This is a genomic window from Flavobacterium ustbae, assembly GCF_003946915.1.
In the GTDB taxonomy this organism is placed as follows: domain Bacteria; phylum Bacteroidota; class Bacteroidia; order Flavobacteriales; family Flavobacteriaceae; genus Flavobacterium; species Flavobacterium ustbae.
In genome coordinates this window covers 341,985-365,378 of sequence record NZ_RPOC01000001.1, presented here as the reverse complement: position 1 = coordinate 365,378, position 23,394 = coordinate 341,985, and the positions used below count along the sequence as shown (strand labels likewise).

Sequence of the window (23,394 nt, the reverse complement as noted above, 5' to 3'; positions counted from 1 at the left end):
TTATTAGAACAGCGAACAAAGATAACAAAAAAGTCTACTTTTCGTTGTTTCCAAGACAAACTTTGCACTTTTTTATTACATTTGAAATCCTAAAAAAATCACTGATGAAAATTATTTCTTATAATGTAAACGGAATTAGAGCGGCAATAAACAAGGGGTTTATCGAGTGGCTGCAACAAGCAAATCCTGATGTAATATGTCTTCAGGAAATAAAAGCAACACAGGATCAAATTCCCGTAGATGACATTACTGCAGCAGGTTATCCATTTCAATATTATTATCCAGCAAACAAAAAGGGGTATAGCGGAGTGGCGATTCTTTCTAAAACCAAACCTAATAATATTGCTTATGGAACAGGAATTCATCACATGGATTTTGAAGGCAGAAATCTTCGTGCAGATTTTGATGATGTTTCTGTTATGAGCTTGTATCTTCCGTCTGGAACAAACATTGAAAGGCTCGATCATAAGTTTATGTTTATGGATGATTTTCAAACATATATTAATGAATTGAAATTGACGATTCCGAATCTAGTGATTTGCGGAGATTACAATATTTGTCACGAAGCGATTGATATTCACGATCCTGTTCGCAACAAAACCGTTTCTGGGTTTTTACCGCAAGAACGCGCTTGGTTAGACGCTTTTATGAAATCTGGATTTATTGATAGTTTCCGTCATTTCAATAAAGACCCGCATCATTATTCTTGGTGGAGTTACCGCGCTGGAGCAAGAGGAAATAACAAAGGTTGGCGTATCGATTACAATTTGGTAAGCAACGCGTTAGAAAATAGATTAAAACGTGCGGTTATTCTTCCAGATGCCATGCATTCAGACCATTGTCCAATTTTAGTCGAGATTGACTAATTTTTGGTATTGTTCTTGTGAAGTAAAATGCAATTTAAATTTCAAGAATAAATTCAGATTCTTGTTTTTAGAATTTACAATTTAAAACTTGGAGTTTGAAGGTTTAGAATTATTAAACGCCAAAAATAAAACGAATTAAAGATGATTAAAAAAGCTTCTATCGGATTGCTAGCATTAGCTTTGTCCACAACGTCATGTGTTTCTAAGAAAATTTACAATGATCTTGAAACCAAATACTCAGATTTGAAGAAAGAGAACCGTTCTATTGCAGATGAAAATGAAAATTTAAAGAAAGCAAAGAACCAGTTAGAAATCGATCGTGATAAACTGACAAAAGATTTAGCAAATGCTAATGATGATTTGGCAAAACAAAAAGCAAATTTAGCAGCAGAGCAGAAGAAATATAAAGTTTTGCAAGATTCTTATAATGCATTAGAGAAAAACAGCAACGATGCATTGGAGAAAAACTTGGCTAAAAACCGTGAATTGCTAGCGCAATTGGAAGCAAAAGGAAAAGCCCTTGCGGACGAACAAGCTCGTTTGGACAAAACCGCAAACCGTTTGAAAGAACTAGAAGATATGATTGCGGCCAAAGAAGAAGCAATGCGCAAACTAAAAGAAACTTTATCTAAAGCATTAAATGGTTTTGAAGGCAAAGGTCTTACAGTGGAGCAAAAAAACGGAAAAGTTTACGTTTCTATGGAAAACAAATTACTTTTCAATTCTGGAAGCTGGGCAGTTGGAACGGAAGGTAGAAAAGCGGTTACAGAACTTGGAAAAGTTTTAGGAGATAATCCAGATCTTTCTGTTTTAATCGAAGGACATACAGACGACGATCCTTATGCTGGTTCTGGACCAATTGCAAACAACTGGGATTTATCAACAAAAAGAGCAACAGCAATCGTAGCGATTTTGAGCGAAAACCCAAAAATCAATAAACAAAAATTAACAGCTGCGGGAAGAAGTGAGTTTTCTCCTCTTGCAAGTAACGCTACTCCAGAAGGAAAAGCTAAAAATAGAAGAATCGAAATCATCTTAACTCCAAGATTGGATGAAATTGCGGAGATGCTTAATAGTATTAATTAAGGTGCTAAGGTTCTGAGGAACTAAGCTTCTAAGATTTAAAAAAGGTTCAAGTTTTACTTGAGTCTTTTTTTTGTGTCAAATAAAAACCTTAGAAGCTTAGCGCCTTAGCAACTCAGAGCCTCTAAAAAAAAGAATCTTTTGCTTTTTTTAACCTTTGCTACTTTTCCATTTGAAAAATCCCTTTGTATCTTTGAAACTTCAATAAAAACAAAGTAAAAAAGCTTAGAACCTTAGCATCTTAGCAACTCAGAACCTTAAAAAGATGAAATACACTACATTACCCAACACCGATATAAAAGTCTCAAAAATATGTCTTGGAACGATGACTTTCGGACAGCAGAATACAGAAGCAGAAGGACACCAACAAATGGATTATGCGCTTGAAAGAGGAGTAAACTTCTTTGACACAGCCGAAATGTATTCAGTTCCAGCGAGCGAAGCGACTTACGGAAGCACAGAAAAAATTATCGGAACCTGGTTTAAGAAATCTGGAAATCGCGATAAAATAGTCTTGGCTTCTAAAATTGCGGGTCCGAATCCGAATTTTGGATACATGCGTGAGAAACTGGATTTTTCGCCAGCGAGTATCAAATTTGCCGTTGAGCAAAGTTTAAAAAGACTTCAGACCGATTACATTGATTTGTACCAAATGCATTGGCCGGAAAGAAAAACCAATAATTTTGGAACGCGCGCTTTTCACGGACATGATGATGTTTGGGAAGACAACTTTAGAGAAATCCTTGAAACTTTTGACGGATTAATTAAAGAAGGAAAAATTAGACATGTTGGAGTTTCTAATGAAAACGCTTGGGGAATGATGCGTCTTTTGGAAGAAAGTAAATACAACAATCTGCCAAGAATCAAAACCGTTCAAAATCCGTATTCTTTGTTGAATAGATTATTTGAAGTAAATTCTGCAGAAGTTTCAAAATACGAAAATGTTGGTTTATTAGGATATTCGCCTTTAGCGTTCGGAGTTTTGACTGGAAAGTTTTTAACGGGTGAAAGTCATCCAAAAGCGAGAATTAACCTTTTTCCGCAATACAAACGTTACAATAGTGCTCAATGTACCGAAGCGACGAAACTGTATCTAGAAATCGCTAAAAAACATGGTTTAACATTAACGCAATTGGCAATGGGATTTGTATTGGCACAACCGTTTTTGACAAGCGCGATTATTGGAGCTACAACTATGGAACAACTAAAAGAAAATATTGATACAATTGATGTTGTACTTTCGAAACAAATCTTAGCAGAAATTGATGCTGTTCAGGCTATAATTCCTGATCCTGCGCCTTAATTTTTTTTAGCCACTAAGACACGAAGCTTTTAATCTTACTTTGCGATTTCGCGTCTTTGCGAGCAAATTTCATTTAAGATTATTTACTTAAAGTTTTAATATCGCAAAGACGCAAAGACGCAAAGTTTTTTTGTTTCACGCAGATTTTAAAAGATTTAAGCTGATTTTTTTTAGTCTCATTTTTGTCATCCGGAGGAACGAATGATCTCCATAAGTAACTCCACAAAGTCAATCAATCTTTGTCGAGCTTCTAGCGGAGATCCTTCGTTCCTCAGGATGACAAACAGTACGATTACTTTGATAATAACTTTGCGACTCTGCGTCTTTGCGAGATTAATTTAATAAAGTGTAAACAAAAAACTTTGTGGCTTCGTGGCAAACTTAAACTTTATAAATCAAATTCATCATCTACAGCTAAAGAATCGGCTTTGATTGCTGTAGAATCTGGAGCTTTAATACGAATTAAAGAACGTGCGTTTCCAGAAATATAAACCGGCAATAATCCAATTGTGTCTTCAGGAATTAAAAGGCCTCTTCTAAACATTAGATTTTTCAAGAATTTCTGATTTTTAATGGCGTAATCTTTCAAATTACCTTGATCATTAAACTGATACATGAATTTTCTTGGTTTCGGAATAATTGTCGCCAAGTACAAACATTCGTCAACATTTAAAGCCGATGGACTTTTTTGGAAGTAAAAATGACTTGCTTCGCCAATTCCGTATACATTTGGTCCCCATTCTATAATGTTGAAATACACTTCCAACATTCTTTCCTTGCTTACAATTCGGTTATTTTCTAAAATATAAACTAATAAGATTTCTTCCAGCTTTCGCGAAAGCGTTTTTTCTCTCGTCAAGAAAACATTCTTTATCAGCTGCATACTTATAGTGCTTGCGCCTCGTGAGAATTTTTTGGTTCGAATGTTTTTTAGAATCGATTGTTTGAAAGCTTCATTTATAAAACCTCGATGCGAGAAGAATGACGGATCTTCAGTCGTTAAAACAGATTTTCTTAAATAAGGAGAAATCTGATCCAAAGGTGTGTAATTCGGATTCGCATTTCCGACTAAAATAGGTCTTTGCAAAACATTCTGAATAATCGCGCGATAAACAAATTCACCGTTTAATTTATTCAGATCGGCTTCGCCATATTTGGTAATTCGCAAATCTTCTTTGTTGAGTTTGCTATCGAAAACTAAAGTGTTAGGTTTGTTTTTATTGAATTTGAAATCCAGTTTGTAATCGAAATTTCCGGTCGCCTGCATTCCTTGAAAGTGTGTAAACAATCCGTCTGGAAGCGAAACGATAAAATCCTGCGCTTTCATTTTTGGGATATCGACTTTTAAAGTATAAACCGTATCTTTTTCGGTATCATAAGAAATATACGGACGTACTTTTATCTTATTCAATTGCATAGTCGAAGAACTGTCAATCGAAATAAAACTGTCTCCTAATAAAAAACGGTAATCAAAACGGGCATTTTTAATGACAACATTCTTGCTGGCAATTTTTGGGTGATTAATGGTAAGATTTGCGATAGAAGTATATCCGTCAATATGCAATTCGCCACCACTTTTATTGATGTTTCCAACATTTAAACGAATAGAATCGAAACTAGCTTTTAAGTTGTAACGCTGATCTAAATAAGGAACTCGAATTGCTCCCGTATCGAGATTAAAAAATCGAATATCAGCTTTTTTGTTTCTCGGATCTGCAAAACCTTTAATGTTCCAACGCTGATCAAAATCTTTTGCCTGAACGTGGAGATTGGTTTCTAGTTGTTTGTTGGCTAAAACGAGTTTGTTTACATCAATAGAAGTGTGTTTTCCGTTGTCATCGATTTTGAATTTAAAGTTTTTCAAATCCATATCGGTCGGAACCAGGTTTAAAATCTTCGAAATAATATTATAAGCAAACGAAGCATATTTACGTTTTTCATTTGAATTGGTATCGTCTTTTTCTCTTTTTAAAAAGGCATCAAAATTTCGTTTTTTTCCTTTTTTTACCAATTGAATATAACCGTTGTCAATTTTTAAAGTCCCAACCTGAACATCTCCAATTAGTAAACTGCTTAAACTGATACTCGTTTCAACGTTTTTAATTTTGCAAAGTGTATCGGCATTAATCGGAGCTAAAACTATGTCGGTTAACTTTATAGTCGATAAACCATCAAAAGAAGCCTCTTTTACAGAAAAATTACTGTTGTACTGTACGGCCATTTTGTGCTCTACTTTGGCGATCGCTTGCTTAAGAAGTGAATCACGGAAATAATACAATCCTATGCAAAGCACAACAACGATTATTCCTAGTATTTTTAATGCTTTGTATATTTTTTGTTTTGGAAAATTCATAGAGTTGAATTTACAATATTTTTTAGTTTTTGAGGGTAGGTTTTTCCGCCACGAATTCACGAATTTTTTTTTTCTTTTGCCACAGATTAAAATGATTAAAAAGATTAATCTGTGGAAATCCTCTTAATCTGTGGCGAAAAATTCGTGGCGGAAAAAAACTATCCGAAAAGAATACTTGCTACATCTTCAATTTTTGCCACAAGTTCTATTTTGATTCCGGTATTTTTTAAAGCGATTTTATTGTATTTCGAAACAAAAATCGTGTCAAAACCTAATTTTTCGGCTTCTTGAATTCTTTGGTCAACTCGGTTTACAGGACGAATTTCGCCAGAAAGTCCCACTTCGCCGGCAAAACAAAATCCTTTGCCCACTGGGATATCTTCGTTAGACGATAAAATTGCAGCGACAACTGCTAAATCAATTGCTGGGTCATCAACAGAAATTCCGCCCGTAACATTCAGGAAAACGTCTTTTGCGCCTAAACGAAATCCAGCTCTTTTTTCTAAAACAGCCAAAATCATGTTTAAACGTTTCGCATTATAACCTGTTGTGCTTCGTTGAGGTGTTCCGTAAACTGCGGTGCTTACCAAAGATTGTATCTCGATCATTAACGGACGCATTCCTTCAAGAGTTGTAGCAATGGCAGTTCCTGATAATTCTTCATCTTTATGAGAAATAAGAATTTCAGATGGATTATTGACTTCTCTTAATCCGCTTCCTAACATTTCATAAATTCCAAGTTCGGCTGTAGAACCAAAACGGTTTTTTAGCGAACGCAAAATTCTATAAACGTGATTTCTGTCGCCCTCAAACTGAAGAACGGTATCTACCATATGTTCCAGAATTTTTGGTCCGGCAATATTTCCGTCTTTGGTAATGTGACCGATAAGAATCACAGGCGTATTACTTTCTTTAGCAAACTTGATCAATTCTGCGGTTGTTTCTCTAATTTGAGAAATACTTCCGGCAGTTGATTCTATATAATCAGTATGCAAAGTCTGAATCGAATCGATAATGACCACTTCTGGCTGCATCGTTTCAATCTGTTTGAAGATATTTTGCGTTTTGGTTTCCGTTAGAATATAACAATTTTCGCTGTTAGGCGTAATTCTTTCGGCGCGCATTTTTATTTGTTTCTGACTTTCTTCTCCAGAAACATATAAAGTTTTATAAGGTAATTTAAGTGAAATCTGCAGTAAAAGTGTACTTTTTCCGATGCCGGGTTCTCCGCCCAAAAGCGTTAAAGAACCAGGAACAAGTCCGCCGCCTAAAACGCGGTTCAATTCGCTGTCGGTCGTGTCCATTCGAACTTCCTGAGCCGAATCAATTTCGTTAATTTTTAAAGGTCTTGGCGCTTTGCTTGTTGAAGTGGATTCACTTTTCCAAGCTACTTTTTCTTGTTTCTGGATAATTTCCTCAGCAATCGTATTCCATTCTTTGCAGGCATTGCACTGGCCTTGCCATTTAGAGTATTGCGTTCCGCAGTTCTGACAAAAAAAGGAAGTTTTAACTTTTGACATTATTTACTTTTTTTTAGCAAGCGTATTCATCTCGTCGATTTTCTCATACATCAAATCTTTATTCAAATCTCCAATTGGTTCCATTTGAGAAGCATTTTGGTATTTTTTAGACGCATGTTTCGGATCTCCTTGTTTTTCATACATTAAACCTAATTCATATTCTCCTAACATGGCTTTTGGATAATTTACGTTTCCAATTTCAGCCATTTTTGCTAGTTCACTGTAAGCATTCTTTTTTAAAATGATATTTTCTATTACCTTAAAATCGGTCATTCTTACTGGAATTTGCACTCCCATAACTTCAGACATGGTGTTGTACTTTTGTTCCAAATATTCTGCGTAACCCGATTCAAGGACAGCAATTTTTTCGTTGTATTCTGCCGAATTTATTGGTCGGTATACTTCAAAAATCTGGTACAATGCGCTCGGTATAGAATGCAATACTTCTGTATAATGTGTAGCGCCTTTGAAAACATCGTATTTATAATTCACTAACGGATTATTTGCGATTTTAATATTGCTGTTTAATTTTTCTATTGGTTCTTTTATTTTTTTAATATCACCTTCTCCGGCAGAAAGATAATAGTAAACAGGGCTTTTTATTTTAGCAAACTTTTCTGCAATACGCACTTCCATTTTTGGAGCAAGTTCTGGACTTAAACAGATGTATGCATTGAAAAGCGGAATTTCTTTATATAAATAAAAATTGGCAAAACTTGCAGTTAAATCGTGACCTGCAATAAGTCTGAAAGGCGAGGTGCGGTATTTTTTTTCGATATAAGGAACTAATTCGGCTCCGATAAATTCAAAAAATTTTGCTCCTTTTTCAAAAGGAAGGCCTTCATTCTGGTCAATTGTCGTGTCGTCAAAACGCTCTCCGTCTTTGTTTTGATGAATTCCGATAATGATCATTTCTGGAATATCATCCCAGTAAGAACCATAACTCACAGCTCCAGAAAACGGATCGAATAAATAATCTCCATCTAATAAATAAAGAACCGGATATTTTTTGTCTTTGTTGGTTTCGTAAGAAGCTGGAAGTCCGATTGTAATTCTACGCTCTTCTCCGAGTTTCTCCGATTTAATGTTATCGAACGTTTTTTGGGCAAACGACGAAAACGAAATTAAAATAAACAGTAGGTAAACTTTTTTCATGATTTGTGGCATTTCAGTGAATTAAAAAGTATTGAATATAGTGTGGCAATATACTATTTTATTTGTTCTTTTTATTAAGGAAAAAAGGAAACAAAGAGGTATAGCGTAAATCTTTTCTGATTTATACCAATAAGAAATGCTTTGTTCAAAAAATATTGGACAAAGCATGTGTTTTCAAAAAATGAAAATTATTATGTTAGTGAATTGTCATTTTCGTTAGGGAAAATAATCCATGGCTTAAAAGTTTTTGCTTCTTCAAACTCTAGGGTCGCATACGAAATGATAATAATGATATCGTCTTTCTGAACTTTTCTTGCTGCAGGACCATTTAAAGTGATTTCTCCCGAATTTTTTTCGCCTTTAATAGCATAAGTTTCAAAACGTTCTCCATTATTAATGTTAACAATAGATACCTTTTCGCCTTCAATAATATTTGAAGCTTCTAGTAGCGTTTCATCAATAGTAATGCTGCCAATATAATTTAAATCGGCTCCGGTTACTTTAACACGATGAATTTTTGATTTTATAACTTGAATTTGCATGGTGCAAAGTTAGATTAATTTAATGAAATGGTGTCAATCAGTCTGATAGAATTAACAAATACTGCTATAAATGCTCTGTATTTTTTGTCATTCTCTTTCTTATCGATAGATAAAAGTGTAGATTCGTCAGCAATAACAAAATACTCTAATTCGAATTCGGTATTGTCTTTAAAAGAATTTTCTACAAATTCGATTGTTTCTTGCGGACTTTGATTTTGAAAAATCTCTTTTGCTTCGGTCAGAGTTTTGTAAATAATTGCGGCATCTTTTCTTTCTTGATCCGTCAGGCGTTCATTTCGCGAACTCATCGCAAGTTGGTTTTCTTCTCTAAAAATAGGACAGCCTACAATATTGACTGGTAATTCTGTTTTTTCGACTAATTTCTTGACAATCTGCAATTGCTGAAAATCTTTTTCGCCAAAATAAGCATTTGTTGGAGTTACGATTTCAAAGAGGCGTTTCACAATTGTTCCGACACCGTTAAAATGACCAGGTCTGAATTTTCCTTCCATCTGGTTTTCTAATCCGTCAAAATCAAAAGATTGCGAAACTGTATTTCCTTCATAAATATCTTCGACAGAAGGAGCGTATAAAATGATTTTATCACTTAATGTACGCATTTTCTTAATATCTTCTTCAAGTGTTCTTGGATATTTTGCTAAATCTTCGGGGTTATTAAATTGTGTTGGATTGACAAAAATGCTCACAACTGTGTCGTCGTTTTCTTTTAGCGAACGCTGCATTAAAGCCAAATGTCCTTGGTGTAAAGCGCCCATTGTTGGTACAAATCCGATGGTTGAATTTGCAGTTTTGATAGTTTTAAGATAGGCTATCAAGGCTGCTTTACTGTAGAAAATATGCATCGAGGTATTATTAAAATTTAGTGCAAACATAATATATTAGTTATAAACTGCATAAATTTTTGTAATTTTGCGACGTTTTTATTACCAAAATTAAGTAAAATACTATTATGAAAGATAAGAGGATATTATATGTATCATCTGAAGTCGTGCCTTATTTGGCTGAAAATGAGGTTTCTTTAATGTCTTATGACGTTCCGAAAATGATTAATGACCAAGGCGGCCAGATAAGAATTTTCATGCCAAGATATGGGAATATAAATGAGAGAAGACATCAATTGCATGAAGTGATTAGACTTTCAGGGATGAATTTGGTAGTGAATGACTTAGATATGCCATTGATTATTAAAGTAGCATCGATTCCGAAAGAAAGAATCCAAGTTTATTTTATTGATAATGATGAATATTTCAAACGTAAAGCAACCTTTACAGATGAAGAAGGCGCTTTATATCCAGATAATGACGAAAGAGCAATTTTCTTTGCAAAAGGCGTTGTAGAGACTGTAAAAAAATTAAACTGGGTTCCAGATATTATACATGTTCACGGATGGCTTGCTGCAATGCTTCCGATTTATATGAAGCATTATTACAAACATGAAGCCTTGTTTTCTGAAACTAAAATTATTACTTCTGTTTACGGTCAATCATTTGATGAGAATCTAGATTTAGAAATGATTAATAAAGTTAAGTTTGATGGTGTGCCTCATGAATCGGTATCAGACTTAGAAGTGCCAAATTACGAGAATGTTTTAAAAGCCAGTATTTTGCATTCAGACGGCGTGATCATTGCATCAGAAAATGTTTCTCCAAGTTTAACAAAATTTATAGAATCTTCAGGAAAACCTTTTTTACCTTTCGCAACGAAAGATGCATTTGCTGAGGCTTATACAAATTTCTACAGAACATTTGGACTTTAAATTTTAATTTTATTATTAGACATGTATAATACTTCTTTTATTAAGAAAACGCTATTGGCTGTAATTGCTGTTTTTTTATATTCTTGTGACAAAGATTTTAATGCGATTGGTGAAGGTTTGGTTGGTGATGATCATTTTGGACTTGAATCTGAAAAATATGATGTTTTAGCATATAATCAAGAAGTGACTCCCATTCAGTCGAATGTTATGACTCCAAATGCTCTGGGTATCTTTGATAGCCCTAATTTTGGAACTACAACTGCAAATTTTGTAACACAACTAACGCTTGATACATACGCTCCAACAATTGGAGAATCTCCAGTAATTGAAAGTGTTGAACTTGAGATTCCGTATTACAGCCATCAAACAGCTGTAGATAATGAAGGAAATACTACTTATGAGTTAGATTCTATTTATGGGGACAAAAACGGAAAACTTAAGTTGAGCATTTACGAATCGAAGATTCAGATGCGAAACAGCTATTTTAGCGGTGGTAGCCAAATACCTCAATTTTATTATACAGATCAAAACACTGATTTTTTTAATAATGCTGATAAAACCTTATTATTAAATAATGGTGGGGTTTTAGAGAATGAACAATTCTTTTTTGATGCTAAAGAAATTGTAATAAAAACAACTGATCCTGATACAAAAAACGAGACAGTAGAAAGAAAAACGCCTAGGATGAGACTGCAGCTTAATAAGGAATTTTTTCAAAGAAAAATATTAAAAGCTGATGCTTCAAAACTTTCTACGCAAGATCTTTTTCAAGAATATTTTAGAGGGTTATATTTTAATGTTGAAAAGTCTGGCTCTAATCCGACCAACATGGCATTAATAAATTTTAGTGAGGGTACAATTACAATTAAATACAAGGCTAAAACCGAATCTAAAACCGATACAGATACTACAACTGAAGACAAACAGATTGTATTGAATTTGGCAGGGCCTAGTACGGCGAGTTTCCTTTCAGATGCCCGAAATGCAGATTATACAAGTGCTATAACGACTAATGTCAATAAAAAAGACGGAGACGAGAGACTTTATTTAAAAGGAGGTCAGGGATCTTTGGCGGTTATAAAGCTTTTTGATCAAACCGATGTGTTGAGTTACAATGCTCAAGGGGAGCCAGTAAATGGCGCAAATGGAGTGCCTGATCAATTAGATTTAATGAGAAGCAATGCTACTGTTAAAAATTGGAAAGTAAACGAGGCTAATTTAGTTTTTTATATTGATACCGAAAAAATGAAAGGAACAAAAAAAGAGCCAAACCGAGTTTATTTGTACAATTTGACAAATAATACCGTTATAGCAGATTATTCTACAGATGTTACTTCTGCTTATGGTGGCTTAATTAGCTTGGATTCTGATAAAAGAGGGAAAAGTTATAAAATTAGAATTACAAGCCACATTCGTAACTTGCTAAAAGATGCGACGGCGAAAAATGTAGATTTAGGTCTTGTTGTTTCCCAAAGTCCAACAGTACTAGCATTTAATGCGTTGAAGAATAGGATTCAAACTAATACTAATCCAATTGAATATTTTTCTGCAGCACCAAGAACTTCAGTTATGAGTCCTTTAGGGACAGTCTTGTTTGGAGGAAAAAAGGGAGGAACTCCTGAATCAGACCAAGAGAAGAAAAGATTGAAACTTGAAGTTTACTACACGAAACCAAATTAATAAATATATATGTGTGGAATTGTTGGATATATCGGTCATCGAGATGCCTATCCTATTGTAATAAAAGGATTAAAGCGTCTTGAGTACAGAGGATATGATAGTGCCGGCGTTATGTTGTATGATAACGAGTCGGGCATTAAAGTTTGCAAAACAAAAGGTAAAGTTTCTGATCTTGAGGCTAAAGCTGTTGAAGGCTTTGCAACAAACGGAAATATTGGTATTGGACACACGCGTTGGGCAACTCACGGTGTTCCAAATGACGTGAATTCGCATCCCCATCTTTCGAATTCTGGAGATTTAGCAATCATTCATAACGGAATTATTGAGAATTATGCGCCTTTAAAAGAAGAGCTTATCAAAAGAGGCTATACTTTTAAATCGGATACAGATACTGAGGTTTTAGTAAATTTAATAGAAGAAGTTCAGAAGAAAGAAAATATTAAATTAGGTAAAGCGGTTCAGGTTGCATTAAACCAAGTTGTTGGTGCATATGCAATTGCTGTTTTTGATAAAAAAAATCCAAACGAAATTGTAGCGGCAAGATTAGGAAGTCCGTTAGCAATTGGAGTTGGGGAAGGCGAATACTTTATTGCTTCTGATGCTTCTCCATTTATCGAATATACTTCTAATGCAGTGTATTTAGAAGATGGCGAAATGGCAAATATCAGATTGCATAAGCCAATTAAAATTAGAAAAATACAAGACGACTCTTTAGTAGATCCTTATATTCAAGAACTTCAAATGAATTTGGAGCAAATTGAAAAAGGAGGGTATGATCATTTCATGCTTAAAGAAATCTATGAGCAGCCAAGTGTAATTAAAGATACTTACAGAGGAAGACTTCATGCAAATGAAGGAATTGTTCAAATGGCTGGTGTAGAGGATAATTTAGAGAAATTCTTAAATGCAAAAAGAATTCTTATCGTAGCGTGCGGAACTTCATGGCATGCTGGTTTAGTTGCAGAATACATCTTTGAGGAATTTACAAGAATTCCAGTAGAGGTAGAATATGCTTCTGAATTTAGATATAGAAATCCAATTATCAATAAAGATGACGTAGTTATTGCTATTTCTCAATCTGGAGAAACTGCAGATACTATGGCGGCTATTAAATTGGCTAAAGAAAATGGAGCCTTTGTATTTGGTGTTTGTAACGTTGTAGGTTCTTCTATTTCAAGAGAAAGTCATGCAGGTGCTTATACACACGCTGGACCAGAAATTGGAGTAGCTTCTACAAAAGCATTTACTACTCAGATCACAGTTTTAACTATGATTGCTTTGAGATTAGGAAAGGCAAAAGGAACGTTGTCAAATACAGATTTCCATACTTATCTTCAAGAATTGGAAATAATTCCTGAGAAAGTGTCTGAAGCGTTAGAAACAGATGCTAGAGCTAAAGAGATTGCTGCTGCCTTTAAAGATGCGCCAAACTGTCTTTATTTAGGTCGTGGCTATAATTTCCCGGTAGCTTTAGAAGGAGCTTTAAAACTAAAAGAGATTTCGTATATTCATGCAGAAGGATATCCTGCAGCCGAAATGAAACACGGTCCGATTGCTTTAATTGACGAATTTATGCCAGTTATTGTCATTGCTCCTAAACAAGGACATTATGATAAAATTGTAAGTAACATTCAGGAAATTAAATCGAGAAGCGGTAAAATTATCGCAGTTGTGACTAAAGGTGATACACAAGTTCGTGAATTAGCAGATTATGTAATCGAAATTCCAGAAACTTCAGATGCGTTGTCTCCATTAGTAACTACGATTCCGTTGCAATTGCTTTCTTATTACATTGCTGTAATGAGAGGTTGTAATGTAGATCAGCCACGTAATTTGGCGAAGTCGGTTACAGTAGAATAAGAAATTATTTAAAATATAATTGTTTAAAAAGCGAGACTTATGTCTCGCTTTTTTATCTTTAGTAAGCGATGAAAATATAACCTGCTTGTTTTGTAGCGTTGCCATTGTTGTAATACTCTAGAGTATAAAAGTAAGTGCCTCCTGGTAGTTTTTCTCCTTTCATAAAAGTCGATGGAATTGTTTATGGTAGAGACAACGTATGCAGAGATATTATTGCTAGTTATTGCCGGTGAAAAACTACCTTGAAGCCCTGAAAAGCTAATGTTTGAGGTGCCGTTAAAACGTACAGAAGGATGAAAATTAAATATATTTTCCTGATAGATAGGATTTAGAACTGTTTGAGAAAACATTGGCGTAGTATATTGAGCATCTTCTCCTGAGCCAGTTTGGCTTCCCCAATTTGTTACATTACCGCCCTGAATGGCAGGTGTAACATTCGAGTCTGCTTTGAGCCACAATCTAAGATTGGATGATATTCCACCTGGACTTTGTGCGTTTGCTGTAAAACAAAATCCGACAAAAAAAATCCATTTTAATAAAGGGCAAATAAAATTTCGTTCAGTAAAATTCGTCATGGTGAATTAGGTTATCTGTTCCACTTTGCTTATAATACTTTTTAATAATGATTTATGTACTTGTAATTCTGATATTGGGCTGAATGTTGACTCTTTGTAAAAGGCTTATATGTAATATTTGAAAAATCCTTTACGAAGGATGAAGCAAGACTTGCAAAAATAAAGCAAGCTTTTTTTCGATGTTGTAAATTAATAAATACTTAAAATTCTCTATAATAAGAATATAGGAACTCAATTGTTAAGATATTGGGCATAAAACTGAAGTTGGCAAAAATGGGTAAATCATTTACGAATAGTTGTAATTCGATAACTTCAATGTTGGCGAAGAAATATTTAATTCAAATTGGCTTTTATCCTTAAATAAACTAAAATGATAATAACTTTTAAGTGTAGATGTTATGTAACATAATATAGTTAAAATTAACATAATATTAGATTTAAAGAAAATATTTTGTTAATGAATAAATAGTTTTTCAGTTTTTTTAGACAATAATTTTATATTGTCAATAATTTTTTTGTGCATATGTATTTTTATGAAATTTTCATTTTTTTGACAAAAATTTATATGTATGCATAGTATTTTGGTTTTTCTTCTCGATTTCTTTGTTTTTATTTTAATAAATTCAATTAACAAATAGTTAATATATTGTAAAAAACGATGATGATTATTAGTTTTATTTAACGTTTTTTTATGCATATTAAAATATTTGCTTATTTTGGCTACATATACTAACAAAAAAACTAACCCAAAATGAGAGTCTACTTGCTAATTATGTTGTTGTTCAGCGGAATATCTTTTGCGCAGAATACAATTACAGGTTCGGTTACAGATAGTAACAAACAATCTATTCCTGGTGCCAATGTTGTCGTCGTTGGAGAAAACAGCGGAGCTTCTACAGATTTCGACGGATCGTTTAAATTGACTACTAATGCTAAGGTGCCTTTTTCTGTAAAGGTTTCAGCAGTAGGATTTGAATCGAAAACGATCAATGTAACAGCGGCAAATCAAAAAATAAATGTGGTTTTAAAAGATGAAGAAACGAAATTGGATGAAATTGTAGTTTCTGCATCGAGAACGCCTGAAAGGGTAATTGAGTCTCCTGTTACCATTGAGAGAATGGGAATTCAGGAAATAAAAAATACTACGGCCGCTACCTTTTATGATGGGTTAGAAAATTTAAAAGAAGTAAATTTCAATACGAGCAGTATTTCTTTTAAGTCTGTAAATACCCGTGGTTTTGCTACTGTGGCAAATACTCGTTTTATGCAGCTGGTAGATGGTATGGATAATTCTTCTCCTGCTTTAAATTTTGTTTTGGGTAACTTAATTGGAGTTTCAGACATTGATGTTGCCAGTGTTGAGCTTTTGCCAGGTGCTTCTTCTGCACTTTATGGGGCAAACGCTTTCAACGGAATCATGTTTATGAGTAGTAAAAGTCCTTTTACAAACGAAGGAATAACGGCTTACTATAAATATGGTCAAACTAGCCAAGATGCAGCAGGAACAAATGATTATAATGATTTTGGAATTAGAGCCGCAAAAGCATTTACAAAGCACTTTGCCATGAAGGCTAATTTCACTTACATGGAAGCAAGTGAGTGGATTGCAAATGACGCAAGAAGTATGACTGGAGGTTCTGTTGGTCATGCTATGAATCAGAATTATGACGGATTGAATATTTATGGAGACGAGGTAACGACTTTTATTCCAAATGTAGGACAGGTTAGTAGAACAGGTTACCGTGAGCAAGACTTAACAGATAATAAAGTGAAAAGTATGAAAGCTGATTTCAGTGCGCATATTAAGCCATGGGCAGATGATACAGAATTTATACTGCAATATAAAATTGGTACAGGAAGTACAATTTATCAAGGAGCAAACAGATACGCGTTAAAAGATTTCTTAATGCAGCAAGGTAAATTTGAAGTAAAAGGTAAAAACTTTTTTGGTAGAATATATTTTACAAGTGAAGACGCTGGAAACTCTTACGATATGAGATTTGCTGCATGGAACGTAAACAGAGCTGCAAAATCTGACCAAGAATGGTTTACAAACTATGCAACTGCTTATCAGTATGCTGGTGCGGTTATGGGAACAGATGCAAATCAATCTGCCGCTATCGCTAGAAATTTTGCAGATTATAATGTTTTGCCTGCGCAAATTTCATTTATTCCAACACCAACAGGTTCTGCAAGATTTGAACCAGGAAGTGCGCAGTTTAATCAGGCGTTGAAAACAGTTGTGGCAAATCCAGATTTAACTCAAGGATCAAAATTTATTGATCATTCAAAATTATATCATTCAGATGTAAACTATAATTTTAGAGATATTATCAAATGGGCAGAAGTTCAAGTTGGTGGTTCTTGGAGAAAATATGTAATGGATTCTGAAGGAACGATTTTTACAGATTATGATGGTCCAATTGAATATAAAGAATATGGAGCATATGCTCAACTTCAGAAAAAATTCTTAGAAGACAGATTGAAATTTACAGGGTCTTTGCGTTATGATAAAAGCCAGAACTTTGACGGGAATGTTTCGCCAAGAGTATCTTTTGTTTACTCAGCGGGAGCAAGTAAAAATCATAACTTCAGATTGTCTTACCAAACAGGTTTCCGTAACCCAACGACACAAGATCAATATATTGGTTTAGATTTAGGGCCATTTGCTTTAATTGGTTCAGCGCCAGAAAACTTAGATCGTTTTCAAGAAACTGTAAATGTAAGTGCGGCAGGACAAGCAGCGGGACAGCCTGCTACAATTGGAATGTCAGGACAAAATGCTTATCGTAATGCATATACAGTAGCTTCAGTTCAGGCTTTTGCAGCTTCTTCAAACCCAGGTGATCTTCAAGTTGCTGATATCGGATTGGTAAAACCAGAACAAGTTCAAGCTTTTGAGGTAGGATATCGTACAGTAGTTCAAAATGATTTATCTGTAGATTTAAATGCTTATTATAATATTTATAATGACTTTATGAATACAGCAAGAGTTATATCTCCTTATTACGGAACGGTAGGTACAGATCCTACAAATCCAGCAGTACAACAAACGTATCAAGCAATTGCATTTGGAGATAGAAGAGTGTATCAAGTATATACTAATACAACGGCTCAGATTTCTTCTTTTGGTTTTGGAGCTGGTTTAAATAAAAAAGTATATAAAGATTTTGAAGTAGGGGTAAATTATAATTATTCTCAATTTAATTTTGATCAGTCAGAAGATCCAGATTTCGTAGCTGGATTTAATACGCCAAAGCATAGAATTAAAGCTTCTTTTGGAAATGCAAAAGTGACTAAAAACTTAGGTTTTAATGTGAATGTAAGATGGAACTCTGAGTACTTATGGGAGTCTTCTTTCGGAGATGGAATGATTCCAGAAAATACAGTGCTAGATGCTCAGGTAAATTATGCGATTCCAAAATGGAAGTCGATTGTTAAAGTAGGAGCAACTAACCTTTTTGGATCAGATTATCTTCAAGTAATTGGAGCGGGAGCAATTGGTCAAATGTGGTTTGCTTCATGGACAATCAATCCTTAAGCTCTAGTTTATTATGAAATTGACATAGCTTCTTTGAGGTTATTTGTGAAAGTGAAGAGATGATAATTTAAAAGTACTAATTATGAAAAAAAATATAAAAACGCTGCTGTTGGTTTCTTTAGCCTTTGTTGCAGCTTGTAATAATGATGATAATAATAATACTCCAGAAGAAGTTCCTGTAGTTCCAGGTTCTGCGGTATTTACAAAGTATGTGGCGTTGGGAGATTCTTTTGCAGCGGGTTATAGTGATAATGCTTTATTTAAAAAAGGACAGGAGAATTCATATCCGAATATTTTGGCTCAGCAGTTTGCTGCTGCAGGTGGAGGAGCCTTCACACAGCCACTTATGAATGATAATATCGGAGGTCTTTTGTTAGGAGGAAATGTAATAGCGGGAACTCGTTTATATTTTGTTGGTCAAACACAAACTCCGACAAATGTGCAAGGAAAACCAACTACTGAGGTTACGGCTCATCTTTCAGGAACATTCAATAACTTAGGCGTTCCGGGAGCAAAAAGTTATCATTTATTAGCAGCAGGTTATGGTAATGTTGCGGGAGTGGCGCTTGGTGCGGCAAATCCGTATTTTGCCAGATTCTCGAGTGCTTCTAGTACAACTGTTTTGGCAGATGCTGTGACTCAAGATCCAACATTTTTCTCTTTATTTATTGGAGGGAATGATGTGTTGGCATACGCAACTTCTGGCGGAACAGGAAAAGATCAAACAGGAAATCCTAACCCAGCGACTTACGGATCAAGCGACATTACAGATCCGACCGTTTTTGCAAACGTATATGGCGGTCTGGTTACTGCTTTAACAGCGAAAGGAGCAAAAGGTGTTGTGGCAAATTTACCTTATATTACTGCTTTGCCTCATTTTACAACAGTTCCTTATAATCCGCTTACGCCTAAATTAATAGGGAAAAATAATGAAGCGGTTGGTGTCGCTACTATAAAAGCTCTTAATGCGCAGTTGTATGGACCGTTAAAAGCGGTATTGACAGCATTGAATGCAGGGGATCGAATTAATTTGCTTTCTGAGACAGGCTCCAGTCCGATGTTAATAAAAGACGAGAGTTTAACCAATTTAGCAAAGGAATTGACAGCTGCTTTCACTCCGTCTTTAGGACCTCAGAATGCTGCTTTTTATGGAGCTGTTTTTGGACAAGCCAGACAAGCTAAAGTGACAGATTTAGTAGTTTTAACGGCTCGACCAGATATTGGAGCTGCTCCAACGGCGGCAAATTCTGGAATTGGAATTGCACCTCCAGCCCCATTAAACGCATTTGGTATATCATACCCATTGCAGGATAAGCACGTTTTAATTCCTACTGAAATTACAGAAGTTAAAAAAGCGACAGATGCTTATAATGTTACAATTGAGTCTATAGCTAAAGAAAAAGGATTGGCATTTGTTGATACAAAAGCAACTCTGACGCAATTGGCCAACGGAGGAATTAGATTTGGCAATTATACAATGAGTTCTTCTTTTGCAACTGGTGGAGCATTTTCGCTTGACGGAGTGCATCCGAGTGCAAGAGGCTATGGTTTAATTGCAAATATCTTTATTGATGCTATTAATGAAAAATATGGTTCAACTCTTCGTCATGTAGATCTAGGCGTTTATCCAATTCAATATCCAGCAACACTTCCTTAAATAGTGTGAAAAAAACAAGAGAAAGACCGCTCATTTTTTATCAATGCAGCGGTTTTTTCTTTTAATAAAAAAAATGCCGTTTTTATTGTTTTTTAGCTAAGTTTTAGGAATCAAACAAAATCATGCTATTTTTTATGAAAAAAAAATTGATTTTATATTTTAAAAAATTATCTTTGCGCTCTGAAAAAAGAGGTATTTTCGATAAACCTAAATAGCTATTTAATAAATACATAAGTAATGTCAAAAGTAATAGGAAAAGTTGCTCAAATCATTGGACCAGTAGTAGACGTAGTTTTCAACGGTAAAGATGTTGAACTTCCAAAAATTTATGATTCACTAGAAGTCACTAAAAAAGACGGAACTATCTTAGTTCTAGAAGTACAATCTCATATTGGTGAAAACACTGTTCGTACAATCTCTATGGACTCTACAGACGGTTTGTCTAGAGGATATGAGGTAGTTGGAACTGGAAATCCAATCCAAATGCCAATCGGTCCAGACGTATATGGACGTTTATTTAATGTTGTTGGAGATGCAATTGATGGTTTAGGTGATTTGCCAAAAACTGGAGAAAACGGTTTGCCAATTCACAGACAAGCTCCAAAATTCGAAGATTTATCAACTTCATCTGAAGTTTTATTCACAGGTATCAAAGTAATCGATTTGATCGAGCCTTACGCAAAAGGAGGTAAAATTGGATTGTTTGGTGGTGCAGGTGTTGGTAAAACAGTATTGATTCAGGAGTTGATCAACAATATCGCAAAAGGTCACGGTGGACTTTCAGTATTCGCTGGAGTAGGTGAAAGAACACGTGAAGGAAATGACTTGCTTCGTGAGATGTTAGAGTCAGGAATTATTAAATACGGTGAAGATTTCATGCACTCTATGGAAAATGGAGGATGGGATCTATCTAAAGTAGATATGCCAGGAATGAGAGAGTCTAAAGCTACTTTCGTTTTCGGACAAATGAATGAGCCACCTGGAGCTCGTGCACGTGTAGCACTTTCAGGATTATCTATCGCTGAGTATTTCCGTGATGGAGCTGGATCAGACCAAGGAAAAGATGTATTATTCTTCGTTGATAACATCTTCCGTTTTACACAAGCAGGTTCTGAGGTATCAGCACTTTTAGGACGTATGCCTTCTGCAGTAGGTTACCAGCCAACTCTAGCAACAGAGATGGGTGCTATGCAAGAGCGTATTACTTCTACAAACAAAGGATCTATTACATCTGTACAGGCGGTTTACGTTCCTGCGGATGACTTAACTGACCCGGCGCCAGCAACAACTTTCGCGCACTTAGATGCAACAACAGTATTGTCTCGTAAAATTGCTGAGTTAGGTATCTATCCTGCGGTTGACCCGTTAGATTCTACTTCAAGAATTTTGACTCCACACATCTTAGGAGATGAGCACTACAACTGTGCACAAAGAGTAAAAGAAATTCTTCAAAAATACAAACAATTACAAGATATCATCGCTATCTTAGGTATGGAAGAGTTGTCTGAAGAAGATAAACTTGCAGTATCTAGAGCACGTCGTGTACAACGTTTCTTGTCTCAGCCATTCCACGTAGCAGAGCAATTTACAGGTATCCCAGGTGTATTAGTTGATATTAAAGATACTATCAAAGGATTTAACATGATTATCGACGGTGAGTTAGATCACCTTCCAGAAGCAGCTTTCAACTTGAAAGGTTCTATTCAAGATGCAATCGAAGCTGGAGAGAAAATGTTGGCTGAAGCTTAATATAATTATGAATTATGAGTTATAAATTATGAGTTTCTACTCACTTATAACTCATAACTTATAACTCATAACTCAAAAAAAATGATTTTAGAAATAGTATCACCAGAAGCGAAATTATTTTCAGGAGAGGTAACTTCAGTTACTTTACCAGGAGTTGATGGAAGCTTTCAGATTTTAAATCATCACGCACCAATTGTTTCTATTCTAGAAGAAGGAACAATTAAAATTGCAGCTCCAAGCTTCAGTTTTTCTAAAGAGGCTGCGGATAAATTTACGAGAGTGAATGACCAAACTTATACTTTAGAGATTAAGTCAGGAACAATCGAAATGAAAAACAATAAGATAATTGTTTTAGTAGACTAAAACAATTTTTTAAATAAACTGAAAAGCTAGACAATATGTCTGGCTTTTTTGTTTTTAGCACATGCATAAACAAAAATATAAAACCTCAATTTTAGTGGTAAAGAATACAGAAAAGGTGTGTTTCTTATAATTTGCTGTTTATTTTATTATGAAATGAATTGCCTAACTTTGTTTGTATGGAACTGCCAGAAAAACTTAATCATAAATTAGAAAACTGTAAACAAGAAAATCTGTTTAGAAAATTACCTGTATTTAATAATTTGATTGATTTTTCGTCGAATGATTATATCGGATTCTCTAAGTCAGAAGTTATTTGGAAACATGCTCACGCTTATCTGTTAGAAAATGAGATTTTTCAAAATGGAGCTACAGGTTCTAGATTGATTACGGGAAATCATTCCCTTTATCAAATAGCAGAAACTTTTATAGCACAATTTCATGAAGCAGAAGCGGCTTTAATTTTCAATTCGGGATACAATGCCAATTTGGGGTTTTTTAGTGCTGTACCGCAAGAAAATGATGTTGTTTTGTATGATGAATTATGTCATGCTTCTATAAAAGATGGAATCGCAATGTCTAAGGCAAAATCGCATCATTTTATACATAACGATTTTGAAGATTTAGAAAAGCATGTTCTTACATTTCCAGATGCTACAATTTATATTGTAACAGAAAGTGTGTTTTCTATGGATGGTGATACTACTAACTTGGAGGAATTGATACAGATTTCAGAAAAATACAATTGTTATTTGGTTGTTGATGAAGCTCACGCTTTGGGCGTTTTTGGAGAAAAAGGAGAGGGATTGACTCAATACCTACAGTTGCACAATAAGATTTTTGCTCGAATTGTAACTTTTGGAAAAGGTTTAGGATGCCAAGGAGCGGCAATTTTAGGAAGCGTTAACCTTAGAGAATACCTAATCAATTTTGCTAGAAGTTTTATTTATACCACTGCTTTATCACCTCATGCCGTAACGACAATTTTTATAGCCTATCAGCAATTGGAAATTGAAAAAGACCCCATTGAAAAACTTCGTCAGAATATTATATTTTTCAATCAACAGAAAAATTTGCTCGGACTGAAACCAATGTTTGTTCATAGTAAATCTCCCATACATTCGGCTATTATTCCAGGAAATAAAAACGTAAAAGAATTGTCGCAACAACTTCAAGACAAAGGGTTTGATGTGCAGTGTATTTTCTCTCCGATTGTTCCAGAAGGACAGGAACGCCTTCGTTTTTGTATTCACAGCTACAATTCGCAGGAAGAAATTAATCAAGTTTTGGAGTTGGTTAGAGATTTTGTTTTTTAATTATAAAGGAAGATTTTTAATTTAGATAAAAAGTGAAAACAAAAACCCATCGTAAAG

Annotated in this window: 17 protein-coding genes; 11 read left to right on the top strand and 6 right to left on the bottom strand. The window is 34.7% G+C overall.

The window, feature by feature from the left end; translation table 11 throughout:
* The first annotated feature begins 104 nt into the window (after window positions 1–104).
* From EG814_RS01515 to EG814_RS01505, 3 genes are all read left to right on the top strand, one after another.
* Entirely contained in the window at window positions 105–866 is a 762-nt protein-coding gene (locus EG814_RS01515) for an exodeoxyribonuclease III (RefSeq protein WP_125718204.1), read from the top strand.
* A 141-nt stretch (window positions 867–1,007) separates the two neighbouring features.
* On the top strand, window positions 1,008–1,952 hold the full coding sequence (locus EG814_RS01510; RefSeq protein WP_125718202.1) for an OmpA/MotB family protein: 945 nt from the start codon (window positions 1,008–1,010) through the stop codon (window positions 1,950–1,952).
* 262 nt (window positions 1,953–2,214) lie between these two features.
* Window positions 2,215–3,252, top strand: coding sequence for an aldo/keto reductase (locus EG814_RS01505; protein ID WP_125718200.1), 1,038 nt, complete (start codon window positions 2,215–2,217; stop codon window positions 3,250–3,252).
* A 388-nt stretch (window positions 3,253–3,640) separates the two neighbouring features.
* Here EG814_RS01505 and EG814_RS01500 read toward each other — a convergent pair whose 3' ends face one another.
* The 5 genes from EG814_RS01500 to panC all read right to left on the bottom strand — a co-directional run bounded on the left by EG814_RS01500 (window position 3,641) and on the right by panC (window position 9,715).
* On the bottom strand, window positions 3,641–5,605 hold the full coding sequence (locus EG814_RS01500; protein ID WP_125718198.1) for a transglycosylase domain-containing protein: 1,965 nt from the start codon (window positions 5,603–5,605) through the stop codon (window positions 3,641–3,643).
* A 158-nt stretch (window positions 5,606–5,763) separates the two neighbouring features.
* The gene (gene radA, locus EG814_RS01495) at window positions 5,764–7,125 is read right to left on the bottom strand and encodes a DNA repair protein RadA (RefSeq protein WP_125718196.1); all 1,362 of its coding nucleotides are present in this window, start codon (window positions 7,123–7,125) and stop codon (window positions 5,764–5,766) included.
* Between the two features lie 3 nt (window positions 7,126–7,128).
* On the bottom strand, window positions 7,129–8,280 hold the full coding sequence (locus EG814_RS01490) for an alpha/beta hydrolase (RefSeq protein ID WP_125718194.1): 1,152 nt from the start codon (window positions 8,278–8,280) through the stop codon (window positions 7,129–7,131).
* A 191-nt stretch (window positions 8,281–8,471) separates the two neighbouring features.
* Window positions 8,472–8,822 carry an aspartate 1-decarboxylase gene (panD, locus tag EG814_RS01485; protein WP_026727479.1) on the bottom strand — a complete coding sequence of 117 codons (351 nt, stop codon included), beginning with the start codon at window positions 8,820–8,822 and terminating at the stop codon, window positions 8,472–8,474.
* A gap of 14 nt (window positions 8,823–8,836) precedes the next feature.
* Window positions 8,837–9,715 carry a pantoate--beta-alanine ligase gene (panC, locus tag EG814_RS01480; protein WP_125718192.1) on the bottom strand — a complete coding sequence of 293 codons (879 nt, stop codon included), beginning with the start codon at window positions 9,713–9,715 and terminating at the stop codon, window positions 8,837–8,839.
* Window positions 9,716–9,792: 77 nt separating this feature from the next.
* Here panC and EG814_RS01475 point away from each other — a divergent pair, with 77 nt between their 5' ends.
* Genes EG814_RS01475 through glmS form a run of 3 tightly spaced genes read left to right on the top strand, consistent with a single transcriptional unit; the run spans window position 9,793 to window position 14,139 of the window.
* Window positions 9,793–10,599: a glycogen/starch synthase gene (locus EG814_RS01475; protein ID WP_125718190.1), complete on the top strand. Its 807-nt coding sequence runs from the start codon at window positions 9,793–9,795 to the stop codon at window positions 10,597–10,599.
* Window positions 10,600–10,620: 21 nt separating this feature from the next.
* Window positions 10,621–12,279 (top strand): DUF4270 domain-containing protein, encoded by a 1,659-nt coding sequence (locus EG814_RS01470; protein ID WP_125718188.1) that lies wholly within the window; start codon window positions 10,621–10,623, stop codon window positions 12,277–12,279.
* Window positions 12,280–12,288: 9 nt separating this feature from the next.
* On the top strand, window positions 12,289–14,139 hold the full coding sequence (gene glmS, locus EG814_RS01465; RefSeq protein WP_125718186.1) for a glutamine--fructose-6-phosphate transaminase (isomerizing): 1,851 nt from the start codon (window positions 12,289–12,291) through the stop codon (window positions 14,137–14,139).
* A gap of 23 nt (window positions 14,140–14,162) precedes the next feature.
* On the opposite strand, the gene EG814_RS01460 is transcribed toward glmS, so the two are convergent.
* Window positions 14,163–14,714, bottom strand: a complete 552-nt coding sequence (locus EG814_RS01460; RefSeq protein ID WP_125718184.1) for a hypothetical protein — start codon at window positions 14,712–14,714, stop codon at window positions 14,163–14,165.
* 751 nt (window positions 14,715–15,465) lie between these two features.
* On the opposite strand from EG814_RS01460, the gene EG814_RS01455 reads away from it, so the two are divergent.
* The 5 genes from EG814_RS01455 (at window position 15,466) to EG814_RS01435 (ending at window position 23,337) form a co-directional block, all read left to right on the top strand.
* Window positions 15,466–18,255, top strand: a complete 2,790-nt coding sequence (locus EG814_RS01455; protein ID WP_125718182.1) for a TonB-dependent receptor — start codon at window positions 15,466–15,468, stop codon at window positions 18,253–18,255.
* 82 nt (window positions 18,256–18,337) lie between these two features.
* Window positions 18,338–19,912 (top strand): SGNH/GDSL hydrolase family protein, encoded by a 1,575-nt coding sequence (locus EG814_RS01450; protein WP_125718180.1) that lies wholly within the window; start codon window positions 18,338–18,340, stop codon window positions 19,910–19,912.
* A 237-nt stretch (window positions 19,913–20,149) separates the two neighbouring features.
* A complete protein-coding gene (atpD, locus tag EG814_RS01445; protein ID WP_125718178.1) occupies window positions 20,150–21,661 on the top strand; it encodes a F0F1 ATP synthase subunit beta in 1,512 nt (503 codons plus the stop codon).
* 81 nt (window positions 21,662–21,742) lie between these two features.
* Window positions 21,743–22,024, top strand: coding sequence for a FoF1 ATP synthase subunit delta/epsilon (locus tag EG814_RS01440; RefSeq protein ID WP_125718176.1), 282 nt, complete (start codon window positions 21,743–21,745; stop codon window positions 22,022–22,024).
* Window positions 22,025–22,200: 176 nt separating this feature from the next.
* The gene (locus tag EG814_RS01435) at window positions 22,201–23,337 is read left to right on the top strand and encodes an aminotransferase class I/II-fold pyridoxal phosphate-dependent enzyme (protein ID WP_125718174.1); all 1,137 of its coding nucleotides are present in this window, start codon (window positions 22,201–22,203) and stop codon (window positions 23,335–23,337) included.
* Window positions 23,338–23,394: the final 57 nt, after the last annotated feature.

Coding starts and splice junctions, on each gene's coding strand:
- EG814_RS01510 (WP_125718202.1), top strand. CDS start 1,008: ATGATTAAAAAAGCTTCTATCGGATTGCTAGCATTAGCTTTGTCCACA.
- panC (WP_125718192.1), bottom strand. CDS start 9,715: ATGTTTGCACTAAATTTTAATAATACCTCGATGCATATTTTCTACAGT.
- EG814_RS01455 (WP_125718182.1), top strand. CDS start 15,466: ATGAGAGTCTACTTGCTAATTATGTTGTTGTTCAGCGGAATATCTTTT.
- EG814_RS01515 (WP_125718204.1), top strand. CDS start 105: ATGAAAATTATTTCTTATAATGTAAACGGAATTAGAGCGGCAATAAAC.
- EG814_RS01460 (WP_125718184.1), bottom strand. CDS start 14,714: ATGACGAATTTTACTGAACGAAATTTTATTTGCCCTTTATTAAAATGG.
- EG814_RS01475 (WP_125718190.1), top strand. CDS start 9,793: ATGAAAGATAAGAGGATATTATATGTATCATCTGAAGTCGTGCCTTAT.
- EG814_RS01500 (WP_125718198.1), bottom strand. CDS start 5,605: ATGAATTTTCCAAAACAAAAAATATACAAAGCATTAAAAATACTAGGA.
- EG814_RS01490 (WP_125718194.1), bottom strand. CDS start 8,280: ATGAAAAAAGTTTACCTACTGTTTATTTTAATTTCGTTTTCGTCGTTT.
- EG814_RS01470 (WP_125718188.1), top strand. CDS start 10,621: ATGTATAATACTTCTTTTATTAAGAAAACGCTATTGGCTGTAATTGCT.
- atpD (WP_125718178.1), top strand. CDS start 20,150: ATGTCAAAAGTAATAGGAAAAGTTGCTCAAATCATTGGACCAGTAGTA.
- glmS (WP_125718186.1), top strand. CDS start 12,289: ATGTGTGGAATTGTTGGATATATCGGTCATCGAGATGCCTATCCTATT.
- EG814_RS01450 (WP_125718180.1), top strand. CDS start 18,338: ATGAAAAAAAATATAAAAACGCTGCTGTTGGTTTCTTTAGCCTTTGTT.
- EG814_RS01435 (WP_125718174.1), top strand. CDS start 22,201: ATGGAACTGCCAGAAAAACTTAATCATAAATTAGAAAACTGTAAACAA.
- EG814_RS01440 (WP_125718176.1), top strand. CDS start 21,743: ATGATTTTAGAAATAGTATCACCAGAAGCGAAATTATTTTCAGGAGAG.
- panD (WP_026727479.1), bottom strand. CDS start 8,822: ATGCAAATTCAAGTTATAAAATCAAAAATTCATCGTGTTAAAGTAACC.
- EG814_RS01505 (WP_125718200.1), top strand. CDS start 2,215: ATGAAATACACTACATTACCCAACACCGATATAAAAGTCTCAAAAATA.
- radA (WP_125718196.1), bottom strand. CDS start 7,125: ATGTCAAAAGTTAAAACTTCCTTTTTTTGTCAGAACTGCGGAACGCAA.